The sequence below is a fragment of the Urbifossiella limnaea genome, from assembly GCF_007747215.1.
Lineage (GTDB): Bacteria > Planctomycetota > Planctomycetia > Gemmatales > Gemmataceae > Urbifossiella > Urbifossiella limnaea.
Map to the genome: position 1 here is coordinate 7654192 of NZ_CP036273.1, position 17760 is coordinate 7671951.

Here is a 17760-nt window from a genome sequence, read left to right on the forward strand (position 1 = left end):
GGCGAACACCGTGGCCGCGACGATGGCGGGCTCCAGCGCCACCGCCGTCACCGACCTTACCCTGACGGCCGCCTCCGAGCAGACGATCAACTCGACCACGGTGGCCGCGTCCGTGGCCATCGCGGGCGGGCTGGTCGGCGCGTCCGCGGCCGGGTCCGGCGTCTCCGCCACGAACAAGTCCGGCACGTCCGTCAAGGCGTCGATCGACGGCGACGGGGCGACCGGGATCGAGGCGAACAACGTCCGGCTCACGGCGACGGACCACTCGACGATCACCGCCGCGGCCGCGGCCGCGGCCCTCGCCGCGACGATCGCCCCAGTGGGGCTGGCGCTCTCCGCCGTCTACGCGATCGGGCACAACGAGATCGCCAACCGCGTCGAAACGTCGATCAAGAACGCGGACACCAAGGTGCGGGCGCGGGCCGGGCAGGTCGCGCTGCTGTCGGACGAAACGTCGTCCATCAGCAGCACGGCCGTCGCGGTCTCCGCGACCGTCGCCATCGCCGGCCTCAGCACCGCGGGCGTCGAGTCGAGCAACACGATCACCTCGAACGTCAGCTCGTTCATCCAGACCTCGACGAACGTCGTCGGCACCGTTCCGGCCGTGGGCGGCGGCTTCGCCGACGGGACCTCCGTGAGCGTGGCGGCCCACGACACCGCGACCGTCTCGGCGACCATCACCGCGGTTGCTAGTGCGGTGACGCTCATCGGCCTCGCCGGCGCCTCGTCGGTGGCGAACAACACGATCGCCCCCACGGTGTCCGCGTACACGGACCGCTCGACGGTGACCGCAGTCGGCGGCGACCTCCTGGTCGACGCCGCCTCGAACCCGACGATCACCGCGAGCAGCGTCGTCTCGTCCTTCGGGACCGTCGGCGCCGGGGCCGGGGCGAAGTCCACCGTCACGATCAACGGGACGACCGAGGCGTACGCGAACGCCTCGAACCTGACGGCGGCCGGGCACACGGTCACCCTCTCGGCCGCGACCACGAGCACGGCCAGCCCGACGGTGACCGGCGTCGCGGTGTCGCTCGGCATTTCCGTGGGGGTGATGCTGTCGAAGGTGGACGTGTTGGGCCTCACGCGGGCCTTCACCAGCGGCGCGACGACGGTCACGGCGGACGAACTGCAGGTGCTCGCGGACGACGTGAACCGCGTGACGCCGAACACGACGGTGGTGAGCGTCGCGGCCGTCACGGGGGGCGGGGCGTCGTCGTCCGCCACCGTCTCGCGCACGACCGAGGCGTACGTCGCGGCCGGGGCGAACGTGACGGTGACGGGCAAGCCGGTCACGATCCGCGCCACGTCGGACACCACGTCCGACGGGACCACGACCGGCGTCTCCGGCGGCCTGCTCGCCATCACCGCACTGGTGATCGACCAGACGGTGAACGGGACGACGGCGGCCCACATCGACGACGGGGCCACGGTGACTGCCGGCAGCCTTGACATGACGGCGACGGCGACCAACGTGCTGACCACGGACGCCACCGTGGTCGGCATCGGGGCGCTGACCGGCGCCGGCATCGGCGCGACGGCGACCGACAGCAGTAAGGTGTACGCCTACGTCGGCCCGGTGGCGGGCACGCTCTCGGCCGGCACGCCCGCGGTCGTCACCACGGCCGGCAGCGCGGTCGTCGCGGCCAAGGCGGACTCGACCGTCGAGGTGACCGAGAACGCCGTGTCCGTCGGCCTGATCAACGTCATTGGCGCCGGCGCGGTCGCCAAGAGCGAGCCGGTCGTGAAGGGGTACATCGGCAACGCCGCCCACGTGACGGCGAACGGCCCGCGGCTGGACGTGACGGCGGAGATGACCGGCGGGGCGAAGGCCACCATCACCGCGGTCACCGTGGCGGCGCTCGTCGGCGTGACGGTGAACGAGGCCACGGCGAGCACCACGCCGAACGTCGAGGCCTTCGTCGCCGGCGGCGCGCGGGCCGCGGCGCCGGCCGGCACCGTCGACGTGAAGGCCGTGTCCACCGACTACGCCGAGGCCTACGAGTTCGGCTTCTCCGTCGGCCTCGGGGCGTCGATCGGCACCGGGTTCGCCACGGCGAACCTGGCCCCCGTGGTCTCGGCGCACCTCGACGGCGGGGCACAGGTGTCCGGCGGCGGTATCCGCGTCCGCGCGCTCCACAACTTCGACGAGGCGACGGGCACGCCGCTCACCGGCCCGGGCCACGGCGCCTACGCGAGTGCGGAAGCCCCCGGCGGCGGCATCGTCTCCGGCCAGGGTGCCGTCCCGCTCGTCACCGGAACGCCAGCGGTCGCCGCGTTCGTCGCCACCGGCGCAATCCTCAACTCCACGGGTGCGATCTCGCTGGAGTCGTTGTCATACCAGACCACGACCGCACCGGGGGGCGCGATCTCCGTCGGGCTCGGCGCGGTCGGTGTGAGCGTGGTGAACGCCCGTGCGAACGGGACCGTGTCGGCGACCATGGGCGGCACGATCCAGTCGGCCGGCTCGCTGAACGTGCAGGCGCGGGCCGAGCACACGGCCACCAGCACGGGCGACGCGTCCGGCGGCGGGCTGGCGGGCGTGAACGTGAGCATCGTGAACGCGGAATCGAACCCGACGGTGACCGCGGCGGTGACGGGGGGCGGGACGGTTACCGGCGCGGCGACGATCGGCGCGACCACGAGAACGAACGCGACCGCCACTGCAAACGGGGTGGTCGTCGGCCTCGGGGTCGGCGTCGGTACGATGGAGGCGAACGCCACCAACTCGCCGACCGTCAGCGCGTACGTCGGCGGTGGCGGCACCTTCACCGCCGGCAGCATCGCCCTGTCCTCGACGCACACGACGACCACGGGCGCGAGCGCGACGGCCACCTCCTCGGGCGGCAGCGGGCTGGTCGGGGTGTCGGGGGCGACGCCGACGGCGAACGCGAACGCCGTCCTCGACACCTACGTGGCGGCCGGGACGAGCGTGTCTGCGGCCGGCGGCATCTCGCTGGCGTCCACGGCGACGAACCGGGCGACCGCGACGGGGAAGACGATCTCGGTCGCCGGCCTCGTCGCGGCTGGGGTGAGTACGGCGGTCGCCACGGCGAACGGTTCGACCTCGGCCCGGGTGGCGGGCACGGTGCTCTCGGCCGGGTCGCTCGACATCGACGCGACGGCGAACAACACGGCGACCAGCACGGGCGTCGGCGGCTTCGGCTCGATCCTCGGGGCCGGCGGCTCGTCCACCCAGACGGCCACGGCCCGGCCGACGATCACGGCGGTGGTGACCGGCAGCGTGACCAACGTGGCCGGCGCGGCGACGATCGACGCGACCTCGAACTCGGACGCGACGGCCACGGCGAACGGGGTCATCGTCGGCCTCGGGATCGGCGTCGGCACAATGTTCGCCACCGCCACCGTCTCGCCGGTCCTCAACGCGTACGTCGGCGGCGGCGGTTCGGTCCAGGCCGGCAGCATCGCGCTGACTTCGACCCACAACACGACCACCGGTGCGACCGCGACCGCGTCCGCGTCCGGCGGCGGCATCCTGGGCAGCGGCCAGGGTTCGACCCCGACGGCGAACGCCAACGCCGTACTGAACACGTACCTGGGAAGCGGCTCGACGCTCTCTTCGACCGGTGCGATCTCGCTCTCGGCGACGGGCGAGAACAGGGCCACGGCCACGGCCAACTCGCTGAGCGTCGCCGGCATCGCCTCGGCCGGCGTCAGCACGGCGACCGCCACGGCCGACGGGTTCACGGGCGCGCGGATCGACGGCACGATCCTGTCCGGCGGCTCGCTCGACATGCAGGCCGCGTCCAACAACACCTCGACGAGCTTCGCGGAGGCCAACGGCGGCGCCGTCGGCGTGGGTGTGAACGTGTCGCGGGCGGACGCCTACTCCCGGCCGCAGGTCACCACCGCGGTCAACGGCAACGTGACGATCAGCGGGGCCGCAACGATCGGCTCGACCTCCGACTCGAACGCCTCGGCGACGGGGACGGGAATCACGGTCGGGCTGGTGGCGGGCGTGGGGACGATGCGGGCCGACGCGACGGTCGCGCCGGTGCTCGACTCGCACGTCGCGGGGAACGTGACGTTCAACGCCGGCAGCATCGCCCTGGCCGCGACGCACAACCCGACCACCGGGGCCGTGGCGTCCGCGGCGGCGGCCGGCGGCGGGTTCGTCGGCGTGCAGGGGGCCGCGCCCACGGCGAACGCGAACGCCGTCCTGACCACCTACGTGGGCAGCGGTGCGCGGCTCGCGACCACCGGCCCGATCTCACTCACCTCGACGGGGGCGAACCTCGCGTACTCGACGGCGGACTCGCGCGTCGGCGGCGTGGTGGCGGTCGGGGCCAGCCAGGCGGTGTCGAACACCGGCGGGTCGAGCAAGGCGTGGGTCGCCGGGAATGCGGCCCCGGCGGCGACACCCGACATCACGGGCGGCGGCCTCCGGGTCGAAGCCTCGTCGCGGGACAACGCGCAAGCGCTGTCGTACGCGGCCGGCGGCGGGCTGGTGTCTGTCAGCGCCGACAACACGGCGACCTCGAACGTCACGCCGACGGTCACGGCCTACCTCGGGGCCAACCGGAACGTCGACTCGACCGGCAACGTGGCGGTTTCCGCCACCGCCAGCCCGGAGGGCGATGCGAACACGCGGGGCGTTAGCGGCGGCGGTATCAGCGTCGGCGGGTCCGTGTCCGCCTCGAACATCACGCCGACGGTGAAGGCCTACTTCGACACCGGCACCACGGTCCACGGCCTGAACGTGAGCGTCTCGGCAGAGGTGCTGCCGGTCGCGTCGGGGTCCACGCCCGACTACCGCATCGTGGCGGCGAACCAGAACACCGAGGCGCTCACGGTCAACAGCCACGGCCTGGAGACGGGCGACGTGGTGACCTACGACAACAACGGGAACGCCGTGATCGGCGGGCTTGTGGCCGCGACCGGCAGCGGCGACGCCACCGTCCGCCGCGACTACGCGGTCGTCGCCCTCGACGCGAACAACATCGCCCTCGGCAACCAGTTCGGCTCCGCCGACGTGAACAAGGACACGATCACCTTCGCTGCGGCGCACCACTTCCGGAACGGCGACCCGGTGAAGTACGTCGGGCCGAGCATCGTCGGCGGCCTGACGAACGGCTCGATCTACTACGTCCGCGTCGTCAGCGCGACCGCCGTCAAGCTGACGGCCAGCCAATCGCAGGCACTGACGTACCCGCTGTCCGACCCGCCGTCCGCGCTCGGCACCGACCCGGCCCTTGTCGGGTTCGCCGGCACGGCCGTCCGCCCGGACAACACCACGCTCGTCGTCCCCGGGTCGAACTTCCCGACCGGGGCGCTGGTGACGTACCACGTCAAGGAGCCGGTCGCCTTCACCAGTGCCGCGGTGAACGCCTTCGTCACGACCTACACGGACCCGCTCACGAACCAGACCGTCACGACGTACCAGGTCGACCAGGCCACCGGCCTGCCGGTCAACAACGCCGGGGCGAACAACATCGTCATCCCCGGCCACGGCTTCAACACCGGCGACCTGCTCGTCTACCGGACCGCCGTCAACGGCAGCATCGGCGGGCTGACCGACGGCCAGACGTACGTCGTGGAGAAGATCGACGACAACCAGATCCGCCTCCGGACGCAGCTGTCGTACACCGGCGGGCTCACGTTTACCCCGGGGAGTTTCCCGTTCGTCCCGGACACGATCTCGCGGAACATCGGGAGTTGGGGCGCCGACGGCTTCCAGACCGGGATGACGATCACCGTCAGCGGGGCCACCAATGCCGCGAACAACGGGACCTACACGATTACCGTCGTCAACGCCACGACCGTGCAGGTGAACCGCGCGGTCGTCGCCGAGAGCCGCACGAGCGGGTACGGCGTGACCGCCCTCTCGAACCCCGTGACTCTCTCGCCGCAGAAGAGCACCTTCGCCCAGATGAACGTGCGGCAGTCGCTGCAGAAAGCCGGCGAGCAGGCCATCGGCGGCTTGACGCCCGGCAACTCGTACTACGTGGTGCGGGCCACTGCGACCGGCACCATGACGTTCGCCCGGGCGGCGATCACCGGGAGCACGACGTTCGCCCCGGCCCTGTCGAGCAACGTCGCCGTCACATTCTCGAACACCGGCGCGCGGACCATTTCCCGGGGCACCGGGAGCTGGCTGGCGGACGGGTTCGCCGCCGGGAACACGATCCAGGTCACCGGCACGAACGCCGGTACGTACACGATCAGCACCGTCGACGCTACGACGATCACCCTGACGGCCGGGCCGAACTTCGCCACTACCGGGGCGGCGACCGTCACCGTGCGGAACCTGTCGAACGGCGGGTCGATCACCCTGCCCGCCTCGCCCACGTTCTACGCCCCGGGGCACACGATCGTGGTGTCCTCCAGCGGGACGCACGACGGCACGTACACGATCCAGAGCATCTCGGGCAACACCCTGTACCTGACCACCGCCGCGTACCTCAACGGCACGGCCGGGACGGGGACCGCCACCGTCCGGGACCAGACCAACGGTGACACCCTGACGGCCGGCGACACGATCACCCGCGCCGCCGGCAACTTCATCCTGGACGGCTTCGAGGCCGGCGACACGATTTCCGTCACCGACCCCGCCGGGGTGAACGGCGGGACGTACACGATCGCCAGCGTTACCGCGCTGCAAATCGTCCTCACGGTAGCCCGCGTACTGACCCCGGAGGCGAACTCGCCGAACGTCACCGTGGTCGACACGAACAGCGGCAAGTTCCGGCTCTCGAACACCCCGGGCGGCCCCGCCATCACCCTCAGCACCGCCGGGCTGACCCTGAGCGCGTCCATCCACCAGCTCGGGGTCGAGGGGATCAACCTCGGCGGGTTCGCCGGGCAGACCGGCACGTTCGCCCTGTACCACAACATCACCGGCTCGGCGGTCGCGGGGACGCAGTACGTCCTCGGGCCGGGCGGCGTGCCGCTGAACGTCCTGTCGCCGCCGATCGGGAACGGCGTGTCCGAGGCCGCGGCCAAGGGGTCGGGCGGCGGGTTCGTCGGCATCAACGGTAACCGCTCGACCGTCACGCAGAGCGCGACCGTGCAGGCCTACGTGTCATCCACCCTGATCGTCGCCGAGCAGGACGTGTCGATCACCACGAACTCGGTGAACAACTCCGGGGCGCGGGCGTCCAACGGGACCGGCGGGTTCATCGCGCTGGGCCGATCGAACGCCAACGTGAACGTGGTCAAGAACGACAACACCGCCTGGGTGGGCGCGGCGGCGAACGTGAGCGCCGGACGCGACTTCACCATGAAGGCGAACACGGCGAACAACCTCGGGACCATCAGCACGGAGTCCAACGCCGGCGGGTTCGCCGCCGACGTGCACGCCGACTCCGGCGGGACGGACACGTACAACACGGCCGTGTACGTGGACGACGACGCCTGCGTGACCGCCGGCGACCGGGTGGACATCGCGGCCAACACGGACACCAGCGGGTACGCGACCGCCTACGCCGACGGCCGCGGGTTCGGCGGCGGCGGGTACGCCGACGCCCGGATCACCACCCTCGGCAACACCACCCGGGTCGACATCAACGAGAACGTCGGCATCCACGGCGCGCGGGTGAAGATCGCGGCCCTCAACTCGTACGTAAACCTCCGCGCCCGGGCGGAGGGGTACGGGGCCGGGTTCGTCGGCGTGTCCGACGACGACTCGTACGTCAACGCCACGTTCAACAACACCGTCGCCATCGCCACCCAGGCGAACGTGACCGGCACCAAGGGCGTGGACCTCCTCGCCCAGTCGAACAACGTCACCACCAACGCCTACACCTTCGCCCAGGTGACCGGCCTGTTCGGGTGGCTCTCCTCCAGCGCCGACAACGACACCACGCAGACGAACACGGTCTACGGCGCGGCCGACGCGGTCGTCACCGCGGCCCCGCGGAACCCGGCCGTGGCCGACCCGCTCAACCCCAGCGCCGTGGACACGTTCCTCAACCACCCGGCGAATCCCGACCCGAGCCCCTACGTCAACGAGTACCCGGCCGGCCTGACGCAGCTCGCGTTCTACGTGGACACGACGAACACCAACCTGAACATCACACGCCGGGCCGACTACTCGCGGCGGGCGCTCGCCGCCGGCGGGTCGCACGGCGACACCTTCAACCCGCGCAACCACGTCGTCGACTTCAGCTCCGACGTGGTCATCCAGTCGAACCCGGACCAGGAGCCGACGCTCGTCATCGACGCGGCAGGGAACATCGTCAAGGCGACCGGCGGGCTGTCGGTCCGCACCGCCGCGAACCCGAACCAGACCAGCGGCCTGATCGCCGACCCGGTCATCGTCGTGAACAACATCGGGGCGACCGCCGGCGGGCAGGTGTACTTCAACAACCCGAAGGCCCGGGACAACAACCCGGAGGGCGACCCGAGCCACTCGGCCGACCCGATCATCCGGCACACCGACGGCACCGGCACGTGGACGTTCCTCAACACCCTCGGCGCCGTCACCATCACCAACCTCTCGCCCAAGACGCTGCTGATCAACAACATCGACGTGGTCCGCCAGCGCAGCGGGTCGGCGACCTACGACGTGTACCTCCAGAGTAAGCTGAACGACCTCAAGTTTTTCATCGAGCAGACGTCGATCCCCACGGACATCGACATCCAGAACAAGCAGAGCACCCCGCCCGCCGCGTTCGTGGCGAACTCCGACATCATCCTGAACGGCACGATCAACAACCCGATCGGCACGACGACCATCAACAACGACCGCGGCAGCATCTACTCCACGAAGGTCCGTGGCTCGACCGCGCCCGACCCGCGCTGGAGTGCGGCCGTCGGCCCGGACACGCGCGAGTCGCTGATCCGCACCAACGTCCTTACCCTGACGGCCCCGAACGGCAACGTCGGCGACGGCGGCAAGCGGATTAACGTGAACCCGGTCGAGAGCGTGGTCAACGCCTCGGACGTGGCCCTGCGGCTGCGCCGCGAGACGAAGCTCGTCGCGGACGCCGGCGGCAACGTCTACCTGGACGTGCTCGGCGAGATGCGCCACCTCGAGCAACCGAACACGTTCATGGTCGTGAACATGGACCTCGTCCGCGCCGCCGGCGGCGACGCGGACGTGCTGATGCAGGGCGCGATCAAGATCACGACGACGGCCGGGAGCGCCGGCGCGATCCTCGTCGAGGCGCCGCAGATCGGCATCTACGGCACGCAGACGAACCCGCAGGACCCGTTCGCCAACTACTTCTGGCCCGACAGCGGCGCGGCCGGCCTGGGTACGGACCTCGGCGTGTTCGGCGACCCGACGACCGGCGTGCCGATCCCGAGCATCTTCAACTACCGCGGCCTCGACGCGCTGATGAACCGCACGGTGACGAGCCTGATCGCCGGCGGCAACGTCATCGTCCGCGCCGCGGACGCGGCGACCAACGACCCGGCGAGGCAGATCGAAGTCATCGGGCTGATGGACCTGCAAGGCGGGACGGCGACGCGCCTCGACGCCGTGTCGAGTGGCGGCGTGAACCTGACCGAGGTGTCCGGCGAGCTCCGCGTCGGGACCGTCTACTCGACGATGGGCGACGTGAAGTTGACGGTGCCGGACGCCGCCGGCGCGGGCCAAGACGTGCGCGTCCTGCCCGGCGGGCAGATCACGGCCCAGGGCGGCGTCGCCGCGCCGAGCGTGGACACGCCGAACATCGCCCCCACCGCGCGGGCCACGGACTCCGGGCTGACCGGCGGCCTGCTGGCGACCGGCGCGTACTACCTCTTCTACACGTTCACGTACCCGAACGGGATTGAGACGCCGGCCAGCCCCGCCTCGAACCCGCTCGCCGTGCTGGCCGGCAACCAGCCGCTGGTCGCGTTCCCGGCCCGGCCCGCGGGCGCGACGGGCGTCAACCTGTACGTCGGGGCCACGGCGTCGGCCGCCGCGAGCAAGCGATACGCGACCGGCATCACGACCCCGTACTACACGATGGCCGCCGCCGCGAACGCGGCCGGGGCCGCGCCGCCGACCACCATCGTGCCCACCGCCGCCCCGACCGTCGATCCGGCCGGCGGCAATCTCGCCGGGGTGACCACGAACCTCGCCACCGGCAGCTACTACGCCTTCTACACGTTCGTCTACCCGTCCGGGGCGGAGTCGATCGCGTCCCCGGCGTCCGCCGCCTTCGCCGTAGTCGCCGGCGGCGCCAACATCCCGCGCGTGTCGTTCCCGGCCCTGCCGGTCGGGGCGACCGGCTACAACCTGTACCTCGGCACCACCCCCACGGCGAGCGCCGCACGCCGCTACGCCGCGGGCATCTCCGCCGCCGCGTTCACCCTGCTGAACGTGGCGCCGGCCGCGGTCGTGGCCCCGGCGGCCGGGACGGTCGTGACCGGCGCCCCGGTCGCCGCCCCAGCAGCGACCGCGACCGGCGGCGGCGCCACCGGCGGCACCCTCTCGCCGGGCACGTACTTCGTGACGTACACGACGGTTACCGCCGGCGTCGAGTCGCTCCCGGCGCCGGGCTCGGCGCTGTTCACCGTGGCGCGCGGGAACGTCCCGCGCGTCGCACTGCCGGCGCCGCCGCTCGGCACGAGTTACAACGTCTACCTGTCGAACTCCACTGGCCAGTCGGGGTCGGGCGTGCTGTACGCCTCGGGCGTGGCCGCGACGACGCTAGACCTGCTGACCGACCCGCCGGCCGGCGGGCTGCCGCGGCCGCTCGCCAACATCCCCGGCGGCACGATCACCGTGGACCCGACGGGCGGGAACGGTCTCAACCTCGACTGCGAGTGCGGCTGCGACGGGAACACCGGACAGCCCGCGACGCTCACCCCCGGCCGCTACTACGTCCTCTACACGATCCTGCACGCGACCGGGGCCGAGACGTTCGCCAGCCTGGCCTCGGGTACGTTCGTCGTGGCCGCGGGTGACATCCCGAAGGTGACGCTGCCGCCGCTGCCGCCGTGGGCGACCGGGTACAACATTTACGTCTCCGACCCGTTCGGGAACCCGGGCACCGCGACGCGCTACCTCACGAACGTCATCAACCCGACGTTCTACCTGATCACCCCGATGGATCCGACGGCCGCCCGACCGCCGGTCTACAACTACGCCCCGCTCCCCGCGACCGTGAACCCGACGGGCGGTAACGCCTACGGCGGCAGCCTGCTGCCGGGCACGTACTTCGTCCGCTACACGTTCACCTACCCCAACGGGGCCGAGACTTCGGCCGCCCCGGCCTCGCTGCCGTTCACGGTGGTCGCCGGGAATGTGCCGCAGGTGTCGCTGCCGCCGCTGCCGGCCGGGGCGACGGGGGTCAACCTGTACCTGTCCGACCCGGCGGCGAACGCGGGCTCGGAGACGCTCTACGCCGCCGGCCTCACGGGCACGACGTTCAACCTGTCGCAGAACGCGCTCGCGGGCCTGCCGGTCGAGCCGGTCATCAACACGCCGGCCCAGGTCACAACGGTCAACCCGACCGGCGGGGGGAGCGCCGGCGGCCAGCTGGCCGCCGGCACGTACTTCCTCCTCTACTCGTTCACGAACGTGGACGGGGCCGAGTCGTTCGTCGGCCCGGCGTCGGCGCCGTTCACGGTGGCGGCCGGGAACGTCCCGCGGGTGTCGCTGCCGCCGCTGCCGGTGGGGATGACCGGCTACAACGTGTACCTGTCGAACACGACGGCGACGCCGGGGTCGGCGCTGCGGTACGCCTCGGGCGTCACGTCCGCCACTCTCGACCTGTCGGCCGCCGCGGCGATCAACGCCAACCGGCCGCCGGTTCAGAACGTGCCGACGGTCGCGCCGATGGTCCAGCCGTTCGGCGGCGGCACGACCGGCGGGAGCCTCGCGGCCGGCACGTACTTCGTCCGCTACACGTTCGTCGACGACACCGGCGCCGAGACCTTCGAGAGCGCGACGTCGGCCCTGTTCACGGTCGTCGCCGGGTACATCCCGCAGGTCACCCTGCCGCCCCTGCCGACGGGCGTGACGGGGATCAACCTCTACCTGTCGAACGCGACGGCCGACATGGGTTCGGAGACGCGCTACGCCACGGCGCTGACCGGCACGACGTTCCTGCTCCGCAACGCGGTGCCGCCCGTCGGCAACCTCCCGCCGGCGCGCGACGGGGCGACCGCGGCGGCGACCGTCGTCGCCACCGGCGGCGGCGCCACGGGCGGCAAGCTCGCCTTCGGCACCTACTTCTTGCAGTACACGTTCACGTACCCGGGCGGCACCGAGACGTTCGCCAGCCCGCAGTCGGCGAACTTCTTCGTGGCGACGGGGTACATCCCGCGGGTCACTCTGCCGCCGCTGCCGGTCGGCGCGACCGGGTACAACGTCTACCTGTCGAACACCACCGCGACCGCCGGCTCGGCCAAGACCTACGCCGTCGGGGCGACGTCCTCCACGTTCGACCTGACGATCGCAACGCCGGTCGGCGGCCTGCGTGTTCCGTCCACCGTCATCCCCACGTCGGCTCCCGTCGTGAGCGCGACCGGCGGCGGGGCGTTCGGCGGCAAACTCACGCCGGGGCAGTACGTCGTCTACTACACGTTCGCGTACCCGAACGGCGTCGAGACGGTCGCCAGCCCGAACTCGAACACGTTCAACGTCGTGCTCGGGAACGTCCCGCTCATCACCCTCCCGACCCGCCCGGCCGGGGCTACGGGCGTCAACATCTACCTGGCCGACCCGGCGACAGAGCCGGGCAAGGCGATCCGCTACGCGGTGAACGTGACCGCGACGACGTTCCTCCTGAACAACAACGCCCCGGTCGTCCGGCCGACGGACGGCACGGTCGTCGTGGCCCCGTCGGTGAACGCGACCGGCGGCGGCACCACCGGCGGGCTGTTGCAGCCCGGCACGTACTACGCCTTCTACACGTTCAACTACAACTTCCTCCCGTCGAACTACGAGACGTCGCCGAGCCCGGCGTCGGCCCCGTTCACGGTGGCCGCCGGCAACCGCCCGCTGCTCACGATGCCGCTTCTCCCCGTCGGCCAGCTGCCGACCGGGGTGACGAGTTACAACATCTACCTGTCCAACTCGGCGGCCGACTACGGGACGGCGACCCGCTACCTGACCGGGCAGACGAGCGTGGTCGTCGCCCTGGGGAACGCGGTCGTCGCCGGGGCGATCCAGGCGCCGCGGACGAACGCCGGGAACGTGGCGCCGGTGGTCAACCCCACGGGCGGCGGCGCGGCCGGCGGCCAGCTCGCCGCCGGCACGTACTTCGTGCAGTACACCTTCGCCTACCCGGACGACCTGGAGTCGTTCCCGAACACGGTGTCGAACACCTTCACGGTGTCCGCCGGGAACGTGCCGCAGGTCGCCCTCCCGCCGCTGCCGCCGGGGGCCGTCGGGTACAACATCTACCTGTCGAACAACACCGCCGCGGCCGGGTCCGCGACCCGGTACGCGACGGCGGTCACGAGCGCGACGTTCAACCTCGCCACAGCCGGCCCGGCGCTCGGCGCGAGCAAGCCGGTGAGCATGCTCGCCGCGACCGCCCCGACGGTGGTCCCGAGCGGCGGTAACGTGAGCGGGGCGATCGGCACGCTGGCGCCCGGCACGTACTTCATCCGCTACGCCTTCATCTACCCGAGCGGGGCGGAGTCGCTGCCGAGCCCGGCGTCGAACACGTTCACGGTCGTCGCCGGCGGCATCCCGCAGGTACTCCTGCCGACGCTGCCGGACGGGGCGGTGGGCTACAGCATCTACCTGTCGAACCCGTCGGCGACGCCGGGCTCGGAGAACCGGTACGCGATCCGGGTGCCGGGGCCGGTGTTCAACCTCTCCTACCCGACCCCGGTCGGCCCGATCGACCCGGCGATCAACAACTTCGCCCTCGCGGCGCCGACCGTCCTCCCGGCCGGCGGCGGCACGGCCGGCGGCAGCCTGCTGCCGGGCCAGTACTTCGTCTACTACACGTTCACCTTCCCCGGCGGCGTCGAGACGTTCGCCAGCCCGAACTCCGCGGTCTTCATCGTGGCCGCCGGGAGCGTCCCGCGCGTCTTCATGCCGGCGCTGCCGGCGGGGGCGACGGGGTACAAGGTGTACCTGTCCGACGTGAACGCGAACGCCGGCTCCGGCACCCTATACGCCGCGACGACGGCCTCGCCGTTCGACCTGGGTGCGAACGCCCTCGCCGGGCGGGTCACGGCGCCGGCCACGAACGCCTGGACCGCGGCCCCGGCCGTGACCGTGGGCGGCGGCGGCAGCCTCGCGGCCGGCACGTACCGGCTCTACTACACGTTCACCGGCACGAACGGGCTCGAATCGTTCCCGAGCGCGACCTCCGCGCCGTTCACCGTGGCCGCCGGCCAGCGTGCGACCGTGGCGCTGCCAGCCCTCCCGGCGTGGGCCACCGGCATCAACGTGTACCTGTCGAACCCGCTCGGCGACCCCGCCTCGTTCGTCCGCTACGCCGCGGGTATCACGGCCACGTCGTTCGCGCTGTCGGCCGCAGCCCCGCCGGCCGACCAGAGCCCGACCCCACTGGTGAACCCGACCGGCGGCAACCCGACCGGACTCGTCGGCCAGCTCCACGTCGGCTCGTACTTCGTCTTCTTCACGTTCAACGACGCGCAGGGCACCGAGCGCGTCGCCGGCGGCAGCTCGGCCCCGTTCTCCGTCGTCGCGGCCGGGGACGTGCCCCAGGTCACGCTGCCGACGCTGCCGTCGTGGGCGTCGAGCGTCAACATCTACCTGTCGGCGTTTGGCGCGGGCGCCGGGTCCGGCACGCTGTACGCCGCCGGCGTCACCACGCCGACGTACAACCTCGTTCACGCCCCGCGCGGCGGCGGGTCGGTCACGGTGCTGGTCGGCGACAACTTCAGCCTCCCGGCCGACACCCAGGTCCGCGCCCGCCACGCCGTCACCATCCACGGCGACTTCGCCGACGCCGACGCCGGCGCGGTCGCCTCGATCGACCCCGACCAGGGCGTCGGCGCGACGTTCGACATCTTCTCCGCCATCACTGCCCCGACGGTGCTGCTCCAGGGCGAGGGCGACAACGACACCTCCAACGTCCGGGCCACGGCCCCCGGCTCGACGGTCACGTTCGACACCGGGGCCGGGGCGAACACGATCAACCTCGGCAGCACGCAGCCGGTGATCGGCGGCGTGTCGGACTACCTCCAGGGCGCCGAGTTCATTCTCGGGAGCGGCAACGACACGCTGTGGCTCGACGACACCGGCAGCCGCGGGCCGAAGGACGGGTTCCTGACCGCGGCCGCGACGCCGCCGGCCCTCAACGGGCCGACCGGGACGCTCACGGGGCTGGGCATGGGCCTCGCCGGGATCACCTACAACGGCCTGAGCAACCTGAACACGCACCTCGGCTCCGGCGGCACCACGCTCGCCGGCAGCCCGGTCGGGAACGCCTTCACCGTCGCCGTGCCTGCCGGGCTCGACCTGCCCGGCACCACGACCGTGTTCGGCGGCACGTCCGGCATGGACGCGCTCACGACCAACTGGACCACCGACCTGAACACGGTCGTGAACTTCTACCAGTTCGAGAGCGGCACCGTGGCGGTGGGCACGCCGACGACCACCGGGGACGTGACGGGCACGCTGAACTTCGGGTACGGCACCCTGCAGAGCGTGACCATCACCGGCGCGATGGCCCCCGGCAGCATCGTCAACGCGACGAACATCGTAACGATGACGGTCGGGCCGAACGGGGCGACGACGCGGACGGTCGGGGCGAACCTGGCCGGCGAGCTAAACGTCGCCGGGACGCTCGGGTCGCTGCGCGTGGCCGGCGGCACGCCCGGCTCGATCGTCGCCGGGTCGATCGGCACCATCGGCGTCCTCGGCGGGTTCGGCCCGGTCGTCGGCCAGATCCGCGAGAACGACATCCAGCGGCGGATCGACGCCGACCTGCCGGACAACCCGTACCCGAACCCGGACCAGGCCGCGCTGCCGGGCCCGTCCGGCGCGGGCTACGTGAACTTCCAGTACTTCTACGAGGGCAACGGCACCGGCCTCTACAACCCGCAGCTCACGACGCGGATCGACAACGGCGTCGGCGGGCAGCCGGACCAGTTCGACCTGAACCTGATGACCTACGACGACGTGGCCAAGTTCAACCTGGCCCGCGTCGACGCCGCCGGCGTCTCGGGCGTCCGCAACGTCGTGGTCGAGGGCGACCTGCTCACGACGGTCACCCCGGCCGCCCAGGCGTTCATGGGGCTCGCCAGTAACCAGGGCGGCGTCCGGTTGCCGCTCGACCGCGTCGCGAGCGTGGCGGTCCGCGACTTCGCGCCGCAGCAGTCGATCCAGGCCCAGAGCATCCAGGGCGTCGCGTTCGGGTCCACGAACCGGACCGGGTTGCAGTACCCGGTCACGGGCACACTCATCGTCGCCACCGACGCGAAGGCCCTGCTGGTGCCGGGCACGCACGTCGTCATCGCCGGGTCCACGAACGCCGCGACCACGCAGACGTTCCGCGTCCCGTTCGCCGACCTGCCGACGCAGACCGTCACGTTCTGGATGAACACCGGGCGATTCACCGGGGCGTTCGACAACGCCAGCATCCGCTTCGCCAAGCAGAGCAGCTCCGGGCAGGCGCTGAACGAGGCCCGCGGCGCGGTCGTGGCCCTCATCGCCACCGAGCAGGGGTCGTACCCGTACGCCGACGGCGCGGTGAACGCCATCGTGCAGACGCTCGACGTCCGCGGCGACGGCGGGTCGTTCGTCAGCTCGCTGTGGGTGGCGGAGTCGATCACCAGTACCGGCCCGCTCGGCGACGTGTACGTCAACCACGTGCTCGGCCTGGTGGACACCACGGCCCCGAGTTTCTTCGGGAACGTCAGCACCTACGGGGCGATCGTCGGCACGGTGCAGACGACAGGGGTGCGGAGCGACCCGGTGTTCGGAACCGCGGCCACGGCGTCCGCCGAGTTCGGCCGGGTGTACGTGGTGCTGGGGTCGAACGGCGCGCTGTCCGTGACCTCGACCCAGGTTGTCACCGACGCCAACGGCCGGCCGCCGGCCGGTTACTCCGCCGGGCTCGTCGGCAGCCTGATCTCGCGCGGGAACCTGCTGAGCCAGGTGATCGCCGGCGGCGGCATCATGGGCACGATCGCCGTCGAGGGGGACGTGGGCCAGTTCTCGACCCTGCTGAGCGTCACGTCCCCGACGCGCGTCGGCGGCATCGGCACGGACTTCAGCCCGGTGACGGGGAAGATCGTGGTGCTCGGGCGGATGATCGGCGACCTGAACCTGCTCGGCGGGCTGGTCGGCGGCGGCTCCGTCGCCGTCCGCGGCAGCATCCTCGGCAACGTCCAGATCAACGGCATCGGGCCGGGGTCGTCCATCGTCTCGGGTGGCACGATCGGCGACCCGGCTCTAGGAACCAGCATGAGCTTCGGGATCAACCAGGGGGTCGTCGCCGCCTCGGGCGCGATCGTGAACCGGTTCAACACGCCCACGACGCCCGGTTACTACTCGGCAAACGCCTCCGCGGCCCCGGACGGGATCGACCAGGCCGTGCTGACGGCGATCTTCGCCGACACGATCGGCCGGCAGCTCGGCGGGCTCGGGCTGTTCGTCAACGAGGACCTCGACGGCCTGACCACCATCCTGAGCCACCTGGTCCGGCTGCGGGTCGTCAGCAACCGACTCCGGATCGTGTAGGCGGTCGGGGTCGGTGACGACGTTGAATGCCATCCACGACGTGAATGCCCGGGGTACGTCCCCGGCTCGCTTCGACGCCGATCCGACGCGACTTACGTCGCGGGCTGCCGTGGCGGCGTGGTGATTAGAGCAGTTCCAGTTTCAGTCTGGCGCTGAGCTCTTGGGTCGCGTACCCTCGGCGGCGACCCAAG

At 71.6% G+C, this 17760-nt stretch carries 1 protein-coding gene (only partly in view); it reads left to right on the forward strand.

From position 1 onward, the window contains the following. Positions 1-17569: the 3' portion of a hypothetical protein gene (locus ETAA1_RS30725; RefSeq protein WP_145244411.1), read on the forward strand. The gene continues 29585 nt to the left of window position 1, outside the view; the window shows 17569 of its 47154 coding nt (coding positions 29586-47154); its start codon lies beyond the left edge, outside the window; the stop codon is at positions 17567-17569. Positions 17570-17760: the final 191 nt, after the last annotated feature.